Origin of the sequence: Sphingomonas hylomeconis, assembly GCF_025370105.1 — a bacterium.
Classification (GTDB): domain Bacteria; phylum Pseudomonadota; class Alphaproteobacteria; order Sphingomonadales; family Sphingomonadaceae; genus Sphingomonas; species Sphingomonas hylomeconis.
On record NZ_JANQBK010000015.1, the window covers coordinates 60,590 to 77,658 of the forward strand.

At 64.6% G+C, this 17,069-nt stretch carries 16 protein-coding genes; 4 read left to right on the top strand and 12 right to left on the bottom strand.

Annotated elements, in window-relative coordinates; genetic code table 11:
* Window positions 1-2: 2 nt before the first annotated feature.
* The 6 genes from NV401_RS15365 to NV401_RS15390 all read right to left on the bottom strand — a co-directional run bounded on the left by NV401_RS15365 (window position 3) and on the right by NV401_RS15390 (window position 8,505).
* Window positions 3-302: a CcdB family protein gene (locus tag NV401_RS15365; RefSeq protein WP_261295326.1), complete on the bottom strand. Its 300-nt coding sequence runs from the start codon at window positions 300-302 to the stop codon at window positions 3-5.
* A complete protein-coding gene (locus tag NV401_RS15370; RefSeq protein WP_261295327.1) occupies window positions 302-553 on the bottom strand; it encodes a type II toxin-antitoxin system CcdA family antitoxin in 252 nt (83 codons plus the stop codon). Before NV401_RS15370 ends, NV401_RS15365 begins: the two co-directional genes overlap by 1 nt.
* A gap of 51 nt (window positions 554-604) precedes the next feature.
* Entirely contained in the window at window positions 605-2,971 is a 2,367-nt protein-coding gene (locus NV401_RS15375; protein WP_380816403.1) for a sensor histidine kinase, read from the bottom strand.
* A gap of 183 nt (window positions 2,972-3,154) precedes the next feature.
* Window positions 3,155-6,169, bottom strand: a complete 3,015-nt coding sequence (locus NV401_RS15380; RefSeq protein WP_261295328.1) for a TonB-dependent receptor plug domain-containing protein — start codon at window positions 6,167-6,169, stop codon at window positions 3,155-3,157.
* 239 nt (window positions 6,170-6,408) lie between these two features.
* The gene (ahcY, locus tag NV401_RS15385) at window positions 6,409-7,830 is read right to left on the bottom strand and encodes an adenosylhomocysteinase (RefSeq protein ID WP_261295329.1); all 1,422 of its coding nucleotides are present in this window, start codon (window positions 7,828-7,830) and stop codon (window positions 6,409-6,411) included.
* A gap of 114 nt (window positions 7,831-7,944) precedes the next feature.
* Window positions 7,945-8,505: a YqgE/AlgH family protein gene (locus NV401_RS15390; protein ID WP_261295330.1), complete on the bottom strand. Its 561-nt coding sequence runs from the start codon at window positions 8,503-8,505 to the stop codon at window positions 7,945-7,947.
* A 112-nt stretch (window positions 8,506-8,617) separates the two neighbouring features.
* On the opposite strand from NV401_RS15390, the gene NV401_RS15395 reads away from it, so the two are divergent.
* From NV401_RS15395 to NV401_RS15410, 4 genes are all read left to right on the top strand, one after another.
* A complete protein-coding gene (locus tag NV401_RS15395; RefSeq protein ID WP_261295331.1) occupies window positions 8,618-9,097 on the top strand; it encodes a peroxiredoxin in 480 nt (159 codons plus the stop codon).
* Between the two features lie 101 nt (window positions 9,098-9,198).
* Window positions 9,199-9,492 (top strand): hypothetical protein, encoded by a 294-nt coding sequence (locus tag NV401_RS15400; protein WP_261295332.1) that lies wholly within the window; start codon window positions 9,199-9,201, stop codon window positions 9,490-9,492.
* 88 nt (window positions 9,493-9,580) lie between these two features.
* Complete coding sequence (locus tag NV401_RS15405) at window positions 9,581-11,032, top strand: AMP nucleosidase (RefSeq protein WP_261295333.1); 1,452 nt, start codon at window positions 9,581-9,583, stop codon at window positions 11,030-11,032.
* A gap of 93 nt (window positions 11,033-11,125) precedes the next feature.
* The gene (locus tag NV401_RS15410) at window positions 11,126-11,608 is read left to right on the top strand and encodes a hypothetical protein (protein WP_261295334.1); all 483 of its coding nucleotides are present in this window, start codon (window positions 11,126-11,128) and stop codon (window positions 11,606-11,608) included.
* A 43-nt stretch (window positions 11,609-11,651) separates the two neighbouring features.
* Here NV401_RS15410 and NV401_RS15415 read toward each other — a convergent pair whose 3' ends face one another.
* Genes NV401_RS15415 through NV401_RS15440 form a run of 6 tightly spaced genes read right to left on the bottom strand, consistent with a single transcriptional unit; the run spans window position 11,652 to window position 16,969 of the window.
* Window positions 11,652-12,410 (bottom strand): SIMPL domain-containing protein, encoded by a 759-nt coding sequence (locus tag NV401_RS15415; RefSeq protein WP_261295335.1) that lies wholly within the window; start codon window positions 12,408-12,410, stop codon window positions 11,652-11,654.
* On the bottom strand, window positions 12,404-14,236 hold the full coding sequence (locus tag NV401_RS15420) for a M2 family metallopeptidase (RefSeq protein ID WP_261295336.1): 1,833 nt from the start codon (window positions 14,234-14,236) through the stop codon (window positions 12,404-12,406). Before NV401_RS15420 ends, NV401_RS15415 begins: the two co-directional genes overlap by 7 nt.
* A gap of 56 nt (window positions 14,237-14,292) precedes the next feature.
* Window positions 14,293-15,057, bottom strand: a complete 765-nt coding sequence (locus NV401_RS15425; protein WP_261295337.1) for an alpha/beta fold hydrolase — start codon at window positions 15,055-15,057, stop codon at window positions 14,293-14,295.
* Window positions 15,038-15,487 carry a GFA family protein gene (locus NV401_RS15430; protein WP_261295338.1) on the bottom strand — a complete coding sequence of 150 codons (450 nt, stop codon included), beginning with the start codon at window positions 15,485-15,487 and terminating at the stop codon, window positions 15,038-15,040. The genes NV401_RS15425 and NV401_RS15430 overlap by 20 nt, the downstream gene beginning before the upstream one ends.
* A gap of 14 nt (window positions 15,488-15,501) precedes the next feature.
* Window positions 15,502-15,936: a GFA family protein gene (locus NV401_RS15435; protein ID WP_261295339.1), complete on the bottom strand. Its 435-nt coding sequence runs from the start codon at window positions 15,934-15,936 to the stop codon at window positions 15,502-15,504.
* 4 nt (window positions 15,937-15,940) lie between these two features.
* Window positions 15,941-16,969 (bottom strand): aspartate-semialdehyde dehydrogenase, encoded by a 1,029-nt coding sequence (locus tag NV401_RS15440; protein WP_261295340.1) that lies wholly within the window; start codon window positions 16,967-16,969, stop codon window positions 15,941-15,943.
* Window positions 16,970-17,069: the final 100 nt, after the last annotated feature.

Below are 17,069 nucleotides of genomic sequence, written 5' to 3' on the forward strand. Positions count from 1 at the left end.
GTTCAATATCCGACCAGCAAGGTATCGAAGGCATCCCGCACGGCATCATGCATATGATCCAGATTGTGCACCCGCATCCCGATGTGGCTGGCCCGAATGGCCGACGCGTATTGCGTCATCATCACCACCCGGTCGCCATTCACCTCGAACACGGGGTTTAGCCGCGCGATCGGCATCGGCGCATCCTCATACCGGAAGAGCGGCACCATCAGCTTGGTTTCAAGGGTCATCAACATGTCGGATTGGCAATCCAGCAAATAGCCGCCCCCCCCTTCGCTTCGGTAGACGTCGAACCGTGCCATCAAAACAGCCGGTACTTTTCGAGCGGCAGGCCGTGTTCGGCGACATAGGCATTGGATGCCGCCATCGCTTCCGCATTCTCCTCCATCCACCGTGTCCGTCGCGCGCTGGCGATCTGCTTCGCGAGCCCCTCCTCGCAGGCCCGCGAGACATTGATGCCCAACGCTTTGGCTTCGTCGATCAGCGACGCGTCCAACGACACATTTGTCGGTCGCCTAAACGGCGTGCGGGCTTCACGAACTGAACCAGACATATGCGCCTCCTGCATGCGCACATCGTATGCGCATGACCGACATCGTGCAAGCTACCGCCGCGGCACTTCCACGGTGATCAGCGTCCCCTCGCCCGGCTCCGACACCAGATCGATCGTCCCGCCATGCGCCTCGACGAACTGCTTCGCCAGCGGCAGCCCGAGCCCCAGCGCGCGTTCGCCGCCGCGGCTGACATCGGGCTGGGCAAAGCGGTCGAACGCACGCCCCACCGCCGCCGCATCCATCCCCGTGCCGTCGTCCGACACCACGATCCGCGCCGACGCCGCATTGCCGTCGGTGTGCAGCAGGATCCGCCCGCCCTCCGGCGTCCCGGCCACAGCATGTTTCAACAGATGCTCGATCACCTGCCGCAGGCGATCGGCATCACCGCGGATCATGCCGGTCGACGGCATGATCTCGACCGCGAAATCGAGCTTCTTGCGCTTCATCGCCGGCTGCGCCGCTTGCGCGGCCAGTCGCGCCACGCGCACCAGATCGATCTCGCGGATGTCGAGCCGTGGCGCCTTGCCATCCTCCTGCGTCAGATCGAGCACTTCATCGACCAGCCCGCCAAGCCGCTCGACCGATTCGAGGATCGCCGCGACATAACCGTCCGCATCCGCGCTCAGCGGGCCGGCATAGCCTGCGCTCAGCATCTCGGCGAACCCGCTGATCGAGGTCAAAGGCGTGCGCAGTTCATAGCTCATATTGGCGACGAACGCGGTCTTCACGCGATCCGCCGCCTCCAGCGCCTCGTTGCGGTCGCGCAGCGCGCGCTCGATCCGCCGGCTGTCGGAAATGTCGAGCATCGTGAACAGGCCGTTGCCGTCGGGCAGCGGCACCGCGGCGAATTCGAAATGCCGCCCGTCGGCAAACGCCACCCGCCCGCCGCGCTGCTGCCGCTCGACCGTCGCTGCGCGTACCAGGTCGCCGATCAGCACCGCGCGCGCCGGATTGGCGAGCTTGCCCGCCGCCGCCTCGGCTAGCGCATCGACCCGCGGATGCGTCGCCAGAAACGCCTCTTCGAAGCCCCATAGCGCGCGGAACTTGTTGTTCCAGATCTGCAGCCGCCCGTCGGCGGCGAACACGCCCAGGGCTTCGTAGAGATTGTCGAACGTCGCGGTGCGCACGCGCAACAGCGTATCGCGCGCGCTGGCCAGCTGGACCTGTTCGGTGCGATCCTCGAAGATCAGCAGCAGCCCGCCATCGGGAAGTGGCTGCGCCACGACGCGCAGGTGCACGCCGCCGGGCAGATGCCAATTCTCCTCGATCGCGCCATCCAATGTCGGGTCGGCAGCGTGAAACCACTCGCGCCGCTCCGCCTTCCAGCCCGGAAAATCGCGCACCTCGGGCAGGCGATTGGCCTCGCGCATCCGCTCCAGCACACGATCGAATTCGGGCCGGTCGGACAGCCATTCCGCCTTCATCGCGAACAGGCGGCGGAATGGCTGGTTGCAGAACACCATCGTCCGGTCGGCGGCAAACTGCACCACGCCGGCCGACAGCCGGTCGAGCATCGCACGCTGCGCATCGCCGAACCGCTTGATCCCGCCCCGCGCCTGTTCGAGATCCTCGATATCGACGGCAAAGCCGGCCACGCCGCCGGTCGGCAAGGGCACGTCGTGCACCCTGAGCATGCGCCGTGCGCCGCGGATCGTCGCCGGCATCGCCTGCATCTGCGTCGTCTCGCTGTCGCGCGCGGCGACTGCATTGGCGAGCGGCCCGCCCATGCCCGATCCTTCGACCAGTTCGAGCCCGCGCCGCACGACATCGGCGGCATCGGCGCCCTCGACCGCCTCGACATAGGCCGAATTGACCATCGCCAGCCGAAGATCCGCCCCCCGATACCACATCGGCAGCGGCGCCGCCTCGATCAGCCCGGTCAGCGCATCGAATGCCGCCTGCGCGCCGGCGCTTTCGGCCGACAGCCGCGCGATCTCGCTATGGCTCTCGGTCGCATCGAACACCCACAGGACGACGCCGCCCGGCGCCTGCAGCGCCAGCGGCGCACGACCGCCATGGATCATCAGCGCGCGCGCCGATCCCTGCACCCGCACCGCGCGCGAAAACGGCCGCCCGGCCTTTTGCGCGGCAGCAATATCCTCATTGAGCGCAGCGAGATCGGCGGCATCGATCCCCCGGTCCCCTGCGCTGAGATCCGCCAGATAGCGCGGCGCCGGCGACAGGCCGAACCAGTCGGCCAGCCGCTCGGGCAGTTCGACCCGCCCGTCGGTGCGCACCACCATCGCCAGCGCCGGCGCGGCGGCAAGCAGCGCCTCCAGCCGCGCATTGCTCGCTGCCGTAGCCGCGGCACCGCGCCGCGCGCGCAGGCCGATATACAGCATGTAGATGGCAACGACGACCAGCGCGGCCAGGAAGATGCCGGCCGTCACGCTGCCCCACGTCGAAACCTCGATCACTGCCGCCCTTTCCGGATCACGAGAGGGTCATAGCCGCTGCGTCACAGCAGCGGAAGCAGCAACCGGCGGACCGGCGGCGGCAGCCGCCGGCCAGCAAAAAGGCCGGATAGCGATGCTATCCGGCCTTTTCGTAACGGTATTGGATGGGCCGAGATGGTCTCCCGGCCCAGCATCCGAGCTCGATCAGAAGCTCGGCAGCTTCACGCGCGCACCGGCGAACATGTAACGACCGATCGACGAGACGGGGTAGGAGTCCGTGCCGATATCAGGCCGCTGTCCGAACACGTTGTTGACGCCGCCGAAGAACTGGAAGCGGTCATTCACGTCCACGCTCGCGTAGATATCGTGCTGCCACAGTTCCTTCAGGTAAAGATATTCCTTCGCGACGATGTCGGGATTACCGGCAACCGTCTGATTGCTGTAACGCAAAGTCTTGTCGTACCAGGACAGGCCATAGTTCAGCGTGAGCTTGCCCATCTGCCACGTCAGATCGGAATTGACGGTATATTTCGGCGCAAACTGCTCGCCCCGGCTGTCCGTGACGTCTGCGCCCGGCGTGCCGAAGAATTCCAGCTTGTCGAGATAGTTGCCGTTCACCCGCAGGCTGAAGAGACCGGCCGAACCGGCATCCAGGCGATAGCTCAGATTGACGTCCAGGCCCGCCGTCGCAAAGCTCGCCACGTTCTGCGGCACGACAGAGAAGCTCGTGATGTTACCGATATCCGCGGTGTTGCTCGCCGTCGTGGTGCGCGTGATCAGGCCACAGAACGGATTGTCCAGTGTTGCTTGATCGACGCACAACTGTGCTACCTGCCCCGGCGTCACGGTGTTGATCGCATTCTTCAGCTTGATGTCATACCAATCCGCACGAAGCGTGAAGCCCGACAGGAAGCTCGGCTGGAACACGGCGCCGGCCGTCCAGGTCGTCGCTTCCTCCTCGCGCAGGTTGGCGTTGCCACCGCTGAAGCCCGGAATGTTCGAGGTTCGCCCGTCGACATAGGCTGCCGGATCGGCCACGCCCAATCCGCTCAGCAACGCCTGGCAGTTTGCCGCGCGGAATTGCGTTCCGTTCTGGATTTCCGCGCGATCGCAGGGATCCGTAATGAACTGGAAGGTCTGCGACAGAGCGCCGAACAGTTCGCCGATATTTGGTGCGCGCACGGCCTTCGAATAGGTGCCGTTGAACGTGATGTCGCGTACCGGCGCCCAGCTGCCGTCGACCTTCCACGTCGTCGTCCGGCCGATCGTGGAATAGTCCGACAGGCGAATCGCCGCCCCCACTTCGAGACGATGCGCGAAGGGCATGTCGCGCAGCAGCGGCGCCTTCAGCTCGCCGAACACTTCCTTTACGTCGAACGAGCCCTTGTCGCGGCCCAGCGCGTTGGTGAAGGTTAGCCCCTGTGCCGCAAGAGGATCGGGCGTGAAGCTGCTCTGTTCCTTGCGATATTCGGCACCGATCGCAAAGCCGACCGGCCCGCCGGGCAAGCGGAAGACCTGCCCGAAATCACCCGACAACGAGCCGCTGACGACCTGCTGACGGATGCGCGAACGATCCGTCGTGTTGGCACGCAGGAAGTCGAGCGACGCCTGGCTCGACACGTTATCGCCGAACAGATTGAACGGCACGCATTCGCCGGGGCGGAACGTGGCGGGTGCCCCGGTGTAGCGATCGGTATAGGGCTGATCGATACCGGCGGTCGGATCGAGATTGATCCGGCAGGTGGCCTGCCCGGTCGCCGGATCCCGTACGGCATCGATCGCATAGAGGAAGCGATCGTCGTAAACGTCATTGACGTAATTATTGGTGACGTTGGTCTGCCCGTAAACATAGGACAGTTCGTAGTTCGCATTTTCGCTTACGGCGCCGCGCGCACCGATGACGCCGCGGAACGTTTCACGTTCGATGCTCTCGCCGCGCTGCCCAATATCGAAATTGTCCCGCGTCACGAGAACGCCGCCATTGCCGACCAAAGACGCCGGCAGGTAGGGATTGTCGTCGTTGATGAGCAGGTAATAATCGAACGACGGCTGGCCAAGCGAATACGATTTGTTGTTGGCGTACTTGCCTTCCGCAAACAGCGTGAGTGCCGGCGACACATCGAAGTGACCAACTGCATTGACCACGTGACGGTTCAACTTCGGCAGCAGATCATTCTGGTAATCGGCGATCCGCGTACCGTTGCCACCACTCGAGACGCCGGGTTGCAGCACCGTGCCGACATCGAACGGCACCAACTGGCCGGAACCATTCACGATATAATCGGGCAGGCCGTCAAAATCGACGTCGATGCCGCCTTCGCGCGCCGTATCGTTATAGCGCAGATCGCGCGCCGGAATGCGATCCGGGATGCCGTTGCTGGCGCCGCCGGTATAACCGGGCTGGAACTCGGGATCGTTCGGGTTGCGGTAGAAGCCGGTCAGGTTGGCGCCGGTCAGACGATCGCGATCGCGCGACTGCAGGCGGCTTTCAGAGCCATATTCGTAGGCAACGGCGATGTTGCCGCGCCCGTCGGCAAAGTTCTTACCGGCAGTGACGCTGATGAAACGCTTCCCCGCATCGCCATATTCGCTGATGCCGGCCTGCGCGCGCGCCGAAATGCCCTCAAAATTCTGCTTGAGCACGATGTTGACGACGCCGCTCACCGCGTCCGCACCGTAAACGGCGGACGCGCCACCGGTCAGCACGTCGACGCGATCGACCAGATCGACGGGAATGGTATTGATATCGACCGACTGACTGCCGGGCACCGAGGCGACATGGCGACGGCCATCGACCAGCACCAGCGTACGCTCCGTACCCAAGTTACGCAGGTTGAGCAGGTTGAGCCCGGTGAAACCGATACCGGCACCGCTGCCGGAATTGTCGGCCGAGGTGGACGAACCCTGGAGTGCGGGAAAGCCGGTCAGGAAGTCCGTCAGGTTGGTCGTACCCGCCTGTTGGATCGTCGCCGCGCTGAGCGAGACGACCGGGCTCGGCGTATCGAAATCGGGGCGGCGGATGCGCGAACCGGTGACCACGATGTCGGTGCCAATGTCGACCTCGGTTTGGTCAGCCAAGGCTGCGGCCGGGCTATTGGTGTTGGGATCGGGCTGCGCCGCGGGATCGGCTTGAGCGAATGCCGGCGAAGCGAGCGCAACCATCATGGCGGCAAGAGCGGAGCCCGCAGCATAGCGGGCTGTAGCGCGGAACACAGTCATGACATCCAAACCTTCAAGTAAGAATACGCCCCCCCGGACACGCCCCTTCCACCGGATGTGACGCGCGGTCGCAATCCCTTGCAGGAGATAATTTCGAACTGTGACGATATTGTCGCATTACAACCACATAGGTCGGATTCGGACATATCTCCCGCACGGTCGGCGTGCAGTCCAACCGCAAAAGGAAAGGGGCCACGGATCGCTCCGCAGCCCCTTCCCCCAAACGGTAACCGATATACTCAGTAGCGGTAGTGATCCGGCTTGAACGGTCCTTCGACCGGCACGCCGATATAACCGGCCTGCTTCTCGCTCAGCTGCGACAACTTCACGCCGAGCTTTTCGAGGTGGAGCATCGCGACCTTCTCGTCGAGGTGCTTGGGCAGGACATAGACTTCGTTCTTGTAGTTCTCGCCCTTGGTCCAGAGCTCGATCTGCGCGAGCGTCTGGTTGGTGAACGAGGCCGACATCACGAACGACGGGTGACCGGTGGCGCAACCCAGGTTTACCAGGCGACCCTTTGCCAGGATGATGATCTGCTTGCCATCCGGGAACTTCACCAGGTCGGTGCCCGGCTTCACTTCGGTCCACTCATAGTTCGATAGCGCGGCGATCTGGATCTCCGAATCGAAGTGGCCGATGTTGCAGACGATCGACATCGGCTTCATCGCCTTCATGTGATCGGCAGTGATGACGTCGGCATTGCCGGTCGCCGTGCAGAAGATATCCGCCCGCGTGACCGCTTCTTCCATCGTCACGACCTCGAAGCCCTCCATCGCCGCCTGCAGCGCGCAGATCGGATCGACTTCGGTGACCATCACGCGCGCGCCGCCGTTGCGGAGCGACTGGGCCGAACCCTTGCCGACGTCACCGAAGCCGGCGACGCAGGCAACCTTGCCGGCGAGCATGACGTCGGTCGCGCGACGGATCGCGTCGACCAGCGACTCCTTGCAGCCATAAAGGTTGTCGAACTTCGACTTGGTGACCGAATCGTTGACGTTGATCGCCGGGAACGGCAGCTCGCCCTTCTTGGCGATCTCGTACAGACGGTGGACGCCCGTGGTGGTCTCTTCCGAGACGCCCTTCAGGTTCTTGACGGTCTCGGTCAGGTAGCCGGGGTTCTTTGCGACATAAGCCTTCAGCGCACGCTGCATCTCGACCTCTTCCTCATTCTCGGGCTCGGGCATCGTGTGGCCGGCTTCGAGCTTCGCGCCCCACAGTGCGAACATCGTCGCGTCGCCGCCGTCATCGAGGATGATGTTGGCGGTCTGGCCCGAACCATCGCGATCCCAGCTGAAGATGTCGCCGACATAGTTCCAGTAATCGGCCAGGCTCTCGCCCTTGATCGCGAACACCGGCACGCCCGACGCGGCGATCGCGGCGGCGGCATGGTCCTGCGTCGAGAAGATGTTGCACGTCGCCCAGCGAACGTCGGCGCCCAAGGCGGTCAGCGTCTCGATCAGCACCGCAGTCTGGATCGTCATGTGCAGCGAACCGGTGATCCGCGCGCCCTTGAGCGGCTGAGACGCGCCGAATTCGGTGCGCAGGCTCATCAGGCCGGGCATCTCGGTCTCGGCAATGTTGATCTCGGCGCGGCCGAAATCGGCCAGGCTGATGTCGGCGACGACGTAATCGTTGGTTTCAAGTACGGGGGCGGTAGCCACGGGGCTTCTCCAGATCGTTGGATCGATCAAGACGGTCAGCGCCGATCGACATGGCCGCGCCATAGCCGCCCAGCGCGCCCAGATCAAATATAAAGATATCCTTATATGTTCTGGTCAGGCGGTCCCCGCCCCATTTGTCAGCAGGCGCGTATCCACGCCCGCGTCCGCAAAACCGCGCGCCCAACGTTCCTCGGCCGGCGTGTCGTAGAGAAGATCGAGCGCGCCCGGTGTATTGAACCAGCCTGGCCGCGCCAGTTCGGCATCCAGCTGTCCGCCGTCCCAACCGGCATAGCCCAGCGCCACCACGAAGCGGCTTGGCCCGCTGCCCGCGGCGATCGCGCGCAGCACGTCGATCGTGCCAGACAGCGCCCAGCGCCCGGCGACGTCGATCGTGTCCTGCCCGCCCCAATCGGTCGAATGCACGACGAAACCGCGCCGCGGCTCGACCGGGCCGCCGAGATGCACCGGCGCGTCGGGCGCGTTGCCCGGGTCGATCGCGAATTGCCCGAGCAAGGTGTGCAGCCCGAGGCCCGGAATCACCGCGCCCAGGCCGATGCCGATCGCGCCATTCTCGTCATGCGCGCAGATCGCGATCGCCGCGTGGTCGAAGCGCGGATCGCCGATGCCGGGCATGGCGAGGAGGAACTGTCCGGTAAGATAACGTGCGCTTTCCATATCTTCGCCGTTCTAGCGCCGCGCGCCGCCGCTCGCCATGCTTGAAATCCCGCGCCCGCCATACGAGGTAGGCCGGGACGCCGCGGTTCTCGCGGTGCGCAGGAGACATTTCATGACGATCAGCGTCGGCGACCGCATTCCCAGCACCATGATCACCAAGGTTACCGCCAACGGGCCGGACCAGGTCAGCTCGGACGAGTATTTCAAGGGCCGCAAGGTGGCGCTCGTTGCCGTCCCCGGCGCGTTCACGCCGACCTGCTCGGCGCGTCACCTGCCCGGCTTCGTCGACAAGGCCGACGAGCTGAAGGCCAAGGGCGTGGACGAGATCGCCTTCACCTCGGTCAACGATGCCTTCGTGATGGGCGCCTGGAGCAAGAGCGCCGACGCCGATGCGATCACCATGCTGGCGGATGGCAACGGTGACTTCGCCGAAGCGATCGGCATGACCTTCGACGGTTCGAAGTTCGGCATGGGCAAGCGCAGCCAGCGCTATTCGATGCTGGTCGAGGACGGCGTCGTGACGCAGCTGAATGTCGAGAAACCCGGCGAATTCAGCGTTTCGTCGGCCGAACATCTGCTCAGCGAGATCTGAGGCCAACCCGTTCCACGGCTGCGCCAAATCACGTGCAGCCGTGGGAACGCGGTGGCTCCGGTTGCGTTAGTGTAACGATCTTCAGACCATAGGAGCGACTCATGAGCGACACCACCACCGCAGCGAACGACAGCATTGCCACCGACAAGACGATCTACGATCAGGCGCAGGAAGCTGTCACCGCAGCGATCGACAGCGCGACCAAGTCGGTCACCGCCGCATTCGAAACCGCGCTCGATGCAGCGAAGGAAAATCCCAAGACGGCAGCGGCAATCGCGGCCGGTGCAGCAGCGGCCGTGGCCGGCGCCGCGTTCGGCGTGAGCAAGCTGCTCGAGGACAGCAAGCCCGCGTCGAAGAGCTCGAACGCGAAGAGCTCGACCACCAAGAAGAACTGATACGGCAAAGCCCCTCCTCTCGGGGAGGGGCTTTTTGCTGGCCAGCCGCCGTCTTGCCAGCGTAACGATCCTGCCTTAGCCCCGGCAGATGACAACCGCTTCCGACATCGTAGCCCAACTCGACACGCTCTACCGCGCGTCGGTCGACCGCCTGCAAGCCGCGCTCACCGCCTATATCGCCGACGGCACCACGCCCGATCCCGAATCGCGCCGCGATGGCAGTTTCGCCTATCCCGAGATCCGCCTGACCTATCGCGGGGGCAATGATCGCCCCGCCCCGATCCGCTCGTTCGGCCGGCTCGTGACCGAGGGCGACTATCGGATCAGCGTGACCAAACCGGCGATCTTCGCCGATTACCTGACCGAGCAGCTGACACTGCTGATCGAGGATTACGACGTCGAGGTGCAGGCGGTGGAGGGGCGGCAGGAAATCCCCTTCCCGTATGTGATCGATCCCGGCCACGCGCTCAGCCTCGACGAGATCTCCGCCGCCGATCTCGCACGCTTCTTCCCGGCCACGGAGCTCGCGCATATCGGTGACGAGATCGCCGACGGGCTGTGGGTCGCCAGCGACGACACCCGTCCGCTCGCTTTGTTCGACGGGCTGCGCACCGATTTCAGCCTCGCCCGCCTGCGGCACTATATGGGCACGCCGGCCGAGCATTCGCAGCGCTTCATCCTGTTCACTAACTATCACCGCTATGTCGACGAGTTCGTCCGCTGGGGCGCGAGCCAGCTCGCCCCCGCGGCGGACGGCACGCCGAGCCGCTTCACCGGCCTGTCGGGCGCCGGCGGGATCATGATCCGCCATGGCGACGATGCCGATAAGATCGTCAGTGACAGCGCGTGGCGGCGGCACCAGATGCCGGCCTATCACCTGATGGCGGACGACCGCACCGGTATCACTTTGGTGAATATCGGCGTCGGCCCGTCCAACGCCAAGACGATCACCGATCATCTGGCGGTGATGCGCCCCGAGGCATGGCTGATGATCGGCCATTGCGGCGGTCTCCGCCCCAGCCAGCGGATCGGCGATTACGTGCTCGCGCACGCTTACCTGCGCGACGACCATGTGCTGGACGACGTGCTGCCGCCGGAGATCCCGGTGCCGGCGATCGCCGAGGTGCAGGTAGCGATGGCGCGTGCCGCGGAGACAATCTCCGGCCAGTCCGGGGACGAGCTCAAACGCCGGCTGCGCACCGGCACGATCGTCACCACCGACGATCGCAACTGGGAGCTGCGCTATTCGAAATCGGCGCTGCGCTTCTCGCTCAGCCGCGCGGTCGGCATCGACATGGAGAGCGCGACGATCGCCGCGCAGGGCTATCGCTTCCGCGTGCCCTACGGCACCTTGCTGTGCGTGTCGGACAAGCCGTTGCACGGCGAACTCAAGCTACCGGGGCAAGCCAACCGCTTCTACGAACGCGCGATCAACGAACATATGCGCATCGGCATCGAAACCTGCGAGGAATTGCGCCGCGAGGGTGCCAAGCTGCACAGCCGCAAGCTGCGCGCGTTCAACGAGCCGCCGTTCCGGTAAGCCGCTGGCAGCGGGCAACTTTGCCTTGCGTTCGCGGAAACCCTGACGCGTTGATGCGTTACGCTTGCTCAACGACCGAGGAGTCCCTTCGCAATGGCCACGCCGCCCAAAGATCCGACCGACACGCCGCCCGCCTCGGCCAAGCCGCCTGCGCCGCGCAAGCCGGCGACTCCGCGCAAGGCCGCTGCGCCACGCAAGACGGCGCGCAAGACCGCAGCGGGCAGCACCCCCGCGTCGAAGCCGGCCGCGCGCAAGCCGGCAGCGCCGCGCGCCTCGGCAGCAACATCACGGACGACTGCGGCCAAGACGTCCCCGGCCGCGAAAGCCCCCACACGGCGCCGCACGGCGGCCAAGGCCGCTCCGGCCAGCACCGGCACGAGCAAATGGGGCCTTGCCGCGATCGTCGGTGGCGTCGGCGCGGCGCTGACCGCTGGCCTGCTTGCCTTGCGCGGCAGCACGCCTGCCAATGATCTGGCGCTGCCCAATAAGGGGCAGAAGGCGCATCAGGCCGACGGCACAGATTCCTCCGCCTCGTTCCAGGCCGGCATCGCCGACGAAGGCACGATCCCGGAATGACATCCTACCGCCATCCCCGCGCCTGCGGGGATGGCGGCAGTGACTAGCGCGCGCCGTCCAGCGCGAACTCCACGGTGATCGTCACGTCGGTCGCCACGCTGTCCGGTGCGCTACCGCCGCCCTTGGCGAACATGCGGAAGATCTGCGACATGAAGTCGAGCGACTGCTGGCCGAGTTCCTGCCGTTCGCTGATCCGCGTCAGCACTGCCTTGCCGCCGAGCAACGCGGCATAGCTGTCGGCCTCGGCACGCGCCTTGTTCAATGCCTGCTGCTTGGCGGCGCGCTTAGCGCCGACCTCGTCGGTGAGCATCGGGATCGCCTTGTCCCCCGGCTTGGCGCCGTTGGCCGCGAGCAGGGCGATCGCCTTCTCGACTGCCGCGGCGTTCGGCGCATCGAGCGAAAAGCTCCTGCTCGCGCCGAACTCGGCGGCCTCTTCCTTGGTATCGGCATGATCCTCGTCCGTCGCACTGGCGGCGGCGTCGATCGCCATGTCGGGCGCCGGGCAGCTCGCGCTCGACTTGCCCGGCCGCATGTCGCTGATCAGATTGGGCAGCGACAGGCCGCCGGTCAAGGCCGCCGCCGGCCCCACGCCGATCGCGCGAAGCCCTGCATCGATCGTCGCGCTTTTACTGGCCAGCAACCGATCCGCCGCCGCCTGTGAGGTGGCGCAGACATCGAGCGACGCCGCCAGGCGGTATTTCTGTGCCGGGGTCTCGATATGCCCGGAGGCAACGATTTCCACCGTCACCGGCGCGGACGACGCGCCGGCGAGCAACATTGCCGCGATAGCCGACATCACCATCCCGTCGGCTTCCCCTTGTTCTGTGCATCGAGCCACTTCTTGAGCGGCGCGAAATAGGCGACCATCGCCTTGCCCGACATCTCGCGGCTGCCGGTGAACTTCTCCAGCGCATCCGGCCACGGCTTGCTCTGCCCCATTTCAAGCATCGCGTTCAGCTTCGCGCCGACTTCCTTGTTGCCGTAGAACGAGCAGCGATGCAGCGGACCCTTCCAGCCGACCTGTTTGCACGCCGCCTGGTAGAACTGGAATTGCAGCAGTCGCGCGAGAAAATAGCGCGTGTAGGGTGTGCTTGCCGGCACGTGATATTTGGCGCCCGGATCGAACTTGGTCTCGTCGCGCGCGACCGGCGGCACGATACCCTGATATTTCAGCCGCAGATCGTCCCAGCCCTTTTCGTAGGCCGTCGCCGGAATGTCGCCGGCGAACACGCCCCAGCGCCATTTGTCGATCAGCAGCCCGAACGGCAGGAACGCGACCTTGTCCATCGCCTGACGCAGGAGCAGCCCGATATCCTTGTCCGCGCTCGGCACCCTGGCCTGATCGAGCAGCCCGATCTGCACGAGATAATTGGGCGTGATCGACAGCGCGACGAAATCTCCGATCGCTTCGTGGAAGCCGTCATTGGCGCCGTTGAGATACAGCGGCGGCTGCTTCTGATAGGCGCGCTGGTAATAATTGTGGCCGAGCTCGTGATGGATGGTGACGAAATCGTCGCCATTCACCTTGGTGCACATCTTGATGCGGATATCGTCCTTATTGTCGAGATCCCAGGCCGAGGCGTGGCAGATCACCTCGCGATCCGCCGGCTTGGTGATCTGCGAGCGCGCCCAGAACGTATCGGGCAATGCCGCAAAGCCCAGCGAGGAATAGAAGGCCTCGCCGGTCTTGACCATCTTCAGCGCGTCGTAATTCTTCGCCTTGAGCAACTCGGTCGTGTCGAAGCCGAGATCGCCCGCGCCCTTGGGCGCGACGACGTCATAGATATTGCCCCATTCCTGCGCCCACATATTGCCCAGCAGATCGCTGCGGATCGGCCCGGTCTTGGACTGGACGGCGTCGCCGTATTTCTCGTTGAGCTTCCACCGCACATAGGTGTGCAGCGACTTGTACAGCGGCTCGACTTCCAGCCACAATTTGTCGGTCAGCTCGGCGAACGCCTCGGGGCTCATGTCATAGCCGGCGCGCCACATCGAGCCGACATCCTTGTAGCCGAGCTCGGTTGCGCCCTTGTTGGCGATGTCGACCGTGCGAGCATAATCCTGGCGCATCGGCGCACCGACATTGTCGTGCCAGCTGACCCACATTTCCTTCAACTTGGCCGGATCGCGCTCCGTGCCCATCGCCGCTTCGATATCGCTGCCGTTGATCGGCTTACCGTCGAGCGTGCCCTTGCCCTTGCCGTAGGAGGAGGACATTTTGGTCACCAGCGTCGAGAGCTCGGTCGCTGCGCCCGGCGTGGTCGGCGCGGGCAGCGTGATGCCGCCGCGCAGCAGATCAAGCTTGCGCCGCGTATCGAACGACAGGCCCGGCACCTTGTCGAACTTGGCGGCTTCCAGCGCGAGCTTGACCGACAGCTCGGTGCCCTCGGCATTGATCCGCGCGGCCATCGCATCGGTATCGTCGGTGATATAGGTCGCGTTGACCCAATTGACCTGGCTCGATTGGATGCCGAAATCGAACAGCGTCTTTTCCGACGCGGCGACGAACGCGTCGGCGTCTGCGGCGGTCGCGGCGGCCGTTGCAGCGGCCGGTGCGGTCTGCGCCACGCCGGGGGTGGCAAGCATTGCCAGCGACAGCGCCAGGCACGAAATACCGGTACGGATCATGAAAACCTCAGGTTGAACGGTGGGATGCCGCAACCTGTCCTTCGCTTGGGCTCCGGTCAAGCCGCGGCGAGGAACTCCGCGATGGCGTGGCCCAGCTCGGGCTTGGTCACCGCGCTCATATGCCCGCCCGGTGTCTCGACCAGCACCGCATCCGGCAGCAGCGCCGCGACCTCGGCATGCGAGCCGTTATCGTCATCGTCTTTGCCCGCCACCACCAGGGTGCGCTGCTCGATCGCGCGTAGCGCCGCGATCGGGGTATCGACGAACGTGTCGAGGATATGCAGCAGCGCCACCGGATCACCGCCGGTGGTCTTGAGAAACGCCTCCGCCAGCCATTCCGGGGTGCCTTGCGCGAAGCTGCCGAGATTGCTCAGGATCTTGCGGAAATGGCCGCCCCGCCCCGCCGTGTCGGTCAGCCCGCTCAGCCCCATGCCGGCAATCACCACGCGCCTGGGCGTCGCCCCACTGGCCATCATCCGCGCCGTCGTCCGCGCGCCCAGCGAATAGCCGCCAAGATCGTAGTCGGTCAGTCCCAAATGCGCGATCAGCGCGAAGCCATCCTGCATCAGCACGTCGGGCGGATAGGCCGCGGCGTCATGCGGTTTGGCGCTGTCGCCATGCGCGCGCAGATCCGGCATGATCACCCGAAATCCCTTCGCCGCCACCGCCGCGGCATGGCCATAGCGCACCCAATTGGTCGAGGCGTTGGAGAAGAAGCCGTGGATCAGGACGACCGGCCGCCCCTCGCCCAGTTCGCGAAACGCCAGCCGCGTGCCGTCGAAGCTCTCGAAAAACTGCGGTTCAATCGGGGATTTTGCCAATTGCCTTGATCCAACGGTCACGAGTGGAAGGGTTATCGTCCGCCCGCGTAGCAGGAAGGTGGCGCGTGTCGAGCCAGTCTTCGTGCCAAGTCTCGGGCGAAAAGTGGCTGGTCGGCGTGAAGCGATAGGAATCGTCGAAACTGCCGACGGTCAGATCCATCGTCGCGCCAGGCTCGATAAATTCGAACGTCAGCGGCGTGCCGCAAGCGGCGCAGAACCCGCGCTTAGCGATCGGTGAGGATTGGTAGCGATCCGGCTCGCGCGTCGTCCATGTCACGTCGGCGATCTTCACGTTCTTGAACGCGATCGACACCCCGCCCGTCGCCCGCTGGCACATCCGGCAATGGCACAAATAGGCCTCATCGCTGTCGATCGTGACGCTGTACCGCACCTGCCCGCACTGGCAGCCGCCGGTCATCGTGTCGGCCATCTTCTCCTCCCGTGTCAGCGCGCGAACAGTTTGAAGATCGCCTCGATCGTGGCGGCTTCCTCGAACGTCTCGGCGTCCACGGGAAGAACGACCCAGGGTTGTTTGCGTTTCACCCAGATATGCACCGGCACGTCCAGTTCGTCGCTGCGGTCCAGCGATCCCGCACGGAGCACGGCAACACCGGGACGCATCGTATTGGTGTTGAACAACCGCACATGGCACACACCGCACATCCGCTGCAGCGACTGCGTGCCGCTCGGCGATTGGAATCCGTATTGCACCACCGGCCCGGCAATCGACAGCGCACTTTCTGCGAGCAAAACCTGCTCGCTGAAAGCGCTGCCCGACCAGGTCTGGCAGGTGCGGCAATGGCAGGCATAGGCCTTGGGCAGGTCAGTCAGCGCGAGTTCGTATCGACACGCGCCGCAATGGCATCCGCCCGCGACCATCGGCTCAGGCGCCCTTGCGCAGGTGCCGGCGCCCGAGCAGTTCCGCGATCTGCACCGCGTTCAGCGCCGCGCCCTTGCGGAGGTTGTCGCTCACGCACCATAGGTTAATGCCGTTTTCGATCGTAGGATCCTCGCGCACGCGGCTGACGAACGTCGCGAACTCGCCGACGCACTCCACCGGCGTGATATAGCCGCCATCCTCGCGCTTGTCGTACAGCATCACGCCCGGCGCCTCGCGCAGGATATCCTGCGCTTCCTTGGCCGAGATCTCATCCTCGAATTCGATGTTGATCGCTTCCGAATGGCCGACGAACACCGGCACGCGCACGCACGTCGCCGTCACCTTGATCTTGGGATCGAGAATCTTCTTGGTTTCGACCACCATCTTCCATTCTTCCTTGGTCGAACCATCGTCGAGGAAGCTGTCGATATGCGGGATCACGTTGAAGGCGATCTGCTTGGTGAACTTCTTGGGCTCGGCCGGATCGCCGACGAAAATGTTGCGGCTCTGCTCGAACAGTTCGTCCATGCCCTGCTTGCCCGCGCCCGACACCGACTGGTACGTCGCGACGACCACGCGGGTGATCTTCGCCTTGTCGTGCAACGGCTTCAGCACCACCACCATCTGCGCGGTCGAGCAGTTCGGGTTAGCGATGATGTTGCGCACCTTATAGCCGTCAATCGCTTCCGGATTCACTTCCGGCACGATCAGCGGCACGTCCGGATCCATGCGGTACAGCGAGCTATTGTCGATCACCGTGCAGCCGGCGGCGGCGGCGATCGGCGCATATTTGGCGGTCGCCTCCGAGCCGATCGCGAACAGCGCCATGTCCCAGCCGGTCCAGTCGAAATTGTCGATGTTCTGGACCTTGAACTGTTTCCCGGTGTCGCCGTAATCGACCATCAGCCCCTGGCTGCGCGACGAGGCGACGACCGCGATCTCGTCGGCCGGAAATTCGCGCTCCGCCAGGATGTTGAGCATCTCGCGCCCGACATTGCCCGTCGCGCCCGCGACCACGATCCGATAGCCCATGAATATTTCCCGCAGTTGAAGTCGTCGAGCGCGCGATACCAGAAACGTGCCGGCTGGGAAGCGCGTAAAGCTATCGCGGTGAACAAGCATGGTTTGCCGC

Bases quoted from the DNA above. Each gene is read 5' to 3' on its own strand.
- NV401_RS15395 (WP_261295331.1), top strand. From the start codon at position 8,618: ATGACGATCAGCGTCGGCGACCGCATTCCCAGCACCATGATCACCAAG.
- NV401_RS15370 (WP_261295327.1), bottom strand. From the start codon at position 553: ATGTCTGGTTCAGTTCGTGAAGCCCGCACGCCGTTTAGGCGACCGACA.
- NV401_RS15405 (WP_261295333.1), top strand. From the start codon at position 9,581: ATGACAACCGCTTCCGACATCGTAGCCCAACTCGACACGCTCTACCGC.
- NV401_RS15410 (WP_261295334.1), top strand. From the start codon at position 11,126: ATGGCCACGCCGCCCAAAGATCCGACCGACACGCCGCCCGCCTCGGCC.
- NV401_RS15390 (WP_261295330.1), bottom strand. From the start codon at position 8,505: ATGGAAAGCGCACGTTATCTTACCGGACAGTTCCTCCTCGCCATGCCC.
- NV401_RS15430 (WP_261295338.1), bottom strand. From the start codon at position 15,487: ATGGCCGACACGATGACCGGCGGCTGCCAGTGCGGGCAGGTGCGGTAC.
- NV401_RS15420 (WP_261295336.1), bottom strand. From the start codon at position 14,236: ATGATCCGTACCGGTATTTCGTGCCTGGCGCTGTCGCTGGCAATGCTT.
- NV401_RS15435 (WP_261295339.1), bottom strand. From the start codon at position 15,936: ATGGTCGCGGGCGGATGCCATTGCGGCGCGTGTCGATACGAACTCGCG.
- NV401_RS15400 (WP_261295332.1), top strand. From the start codon at position 9,199: ATGAGCGACACCACCACCGCAGCGAACGACAGCATTGCCACCGACAAG.
- NV401_RS15380 (WP_261295328.1), bottom strand. From the start codon at position 6,169: ATGACTGTGTTCCGCGCTACAGCCCGCTATGCTGCGGGCTCCGCTCTT.
- NV401_RS15415 (WP_261295335.1), bottom strand. From the start codon at position 12,410: ATGGTGATGTCGGCTATCGCGGCAATGTTGCTCGCCGGCGCGTCGTCC.
- NV401_RS15365 (WP_261295326.1), bottom strand. From the start codon at position 302: ATGGCACGGTTCGACGTCTACCGAAGCGAAGGGGGGGGCGGCTATTTG.
- NV401_RS15440 (WP_261295340.1), bottom strand. From the start codon at position 16,969: ATGGGCTATCGGATCGTGGTCGCGGGCGCGACGGGCAATGTCGGGCGC.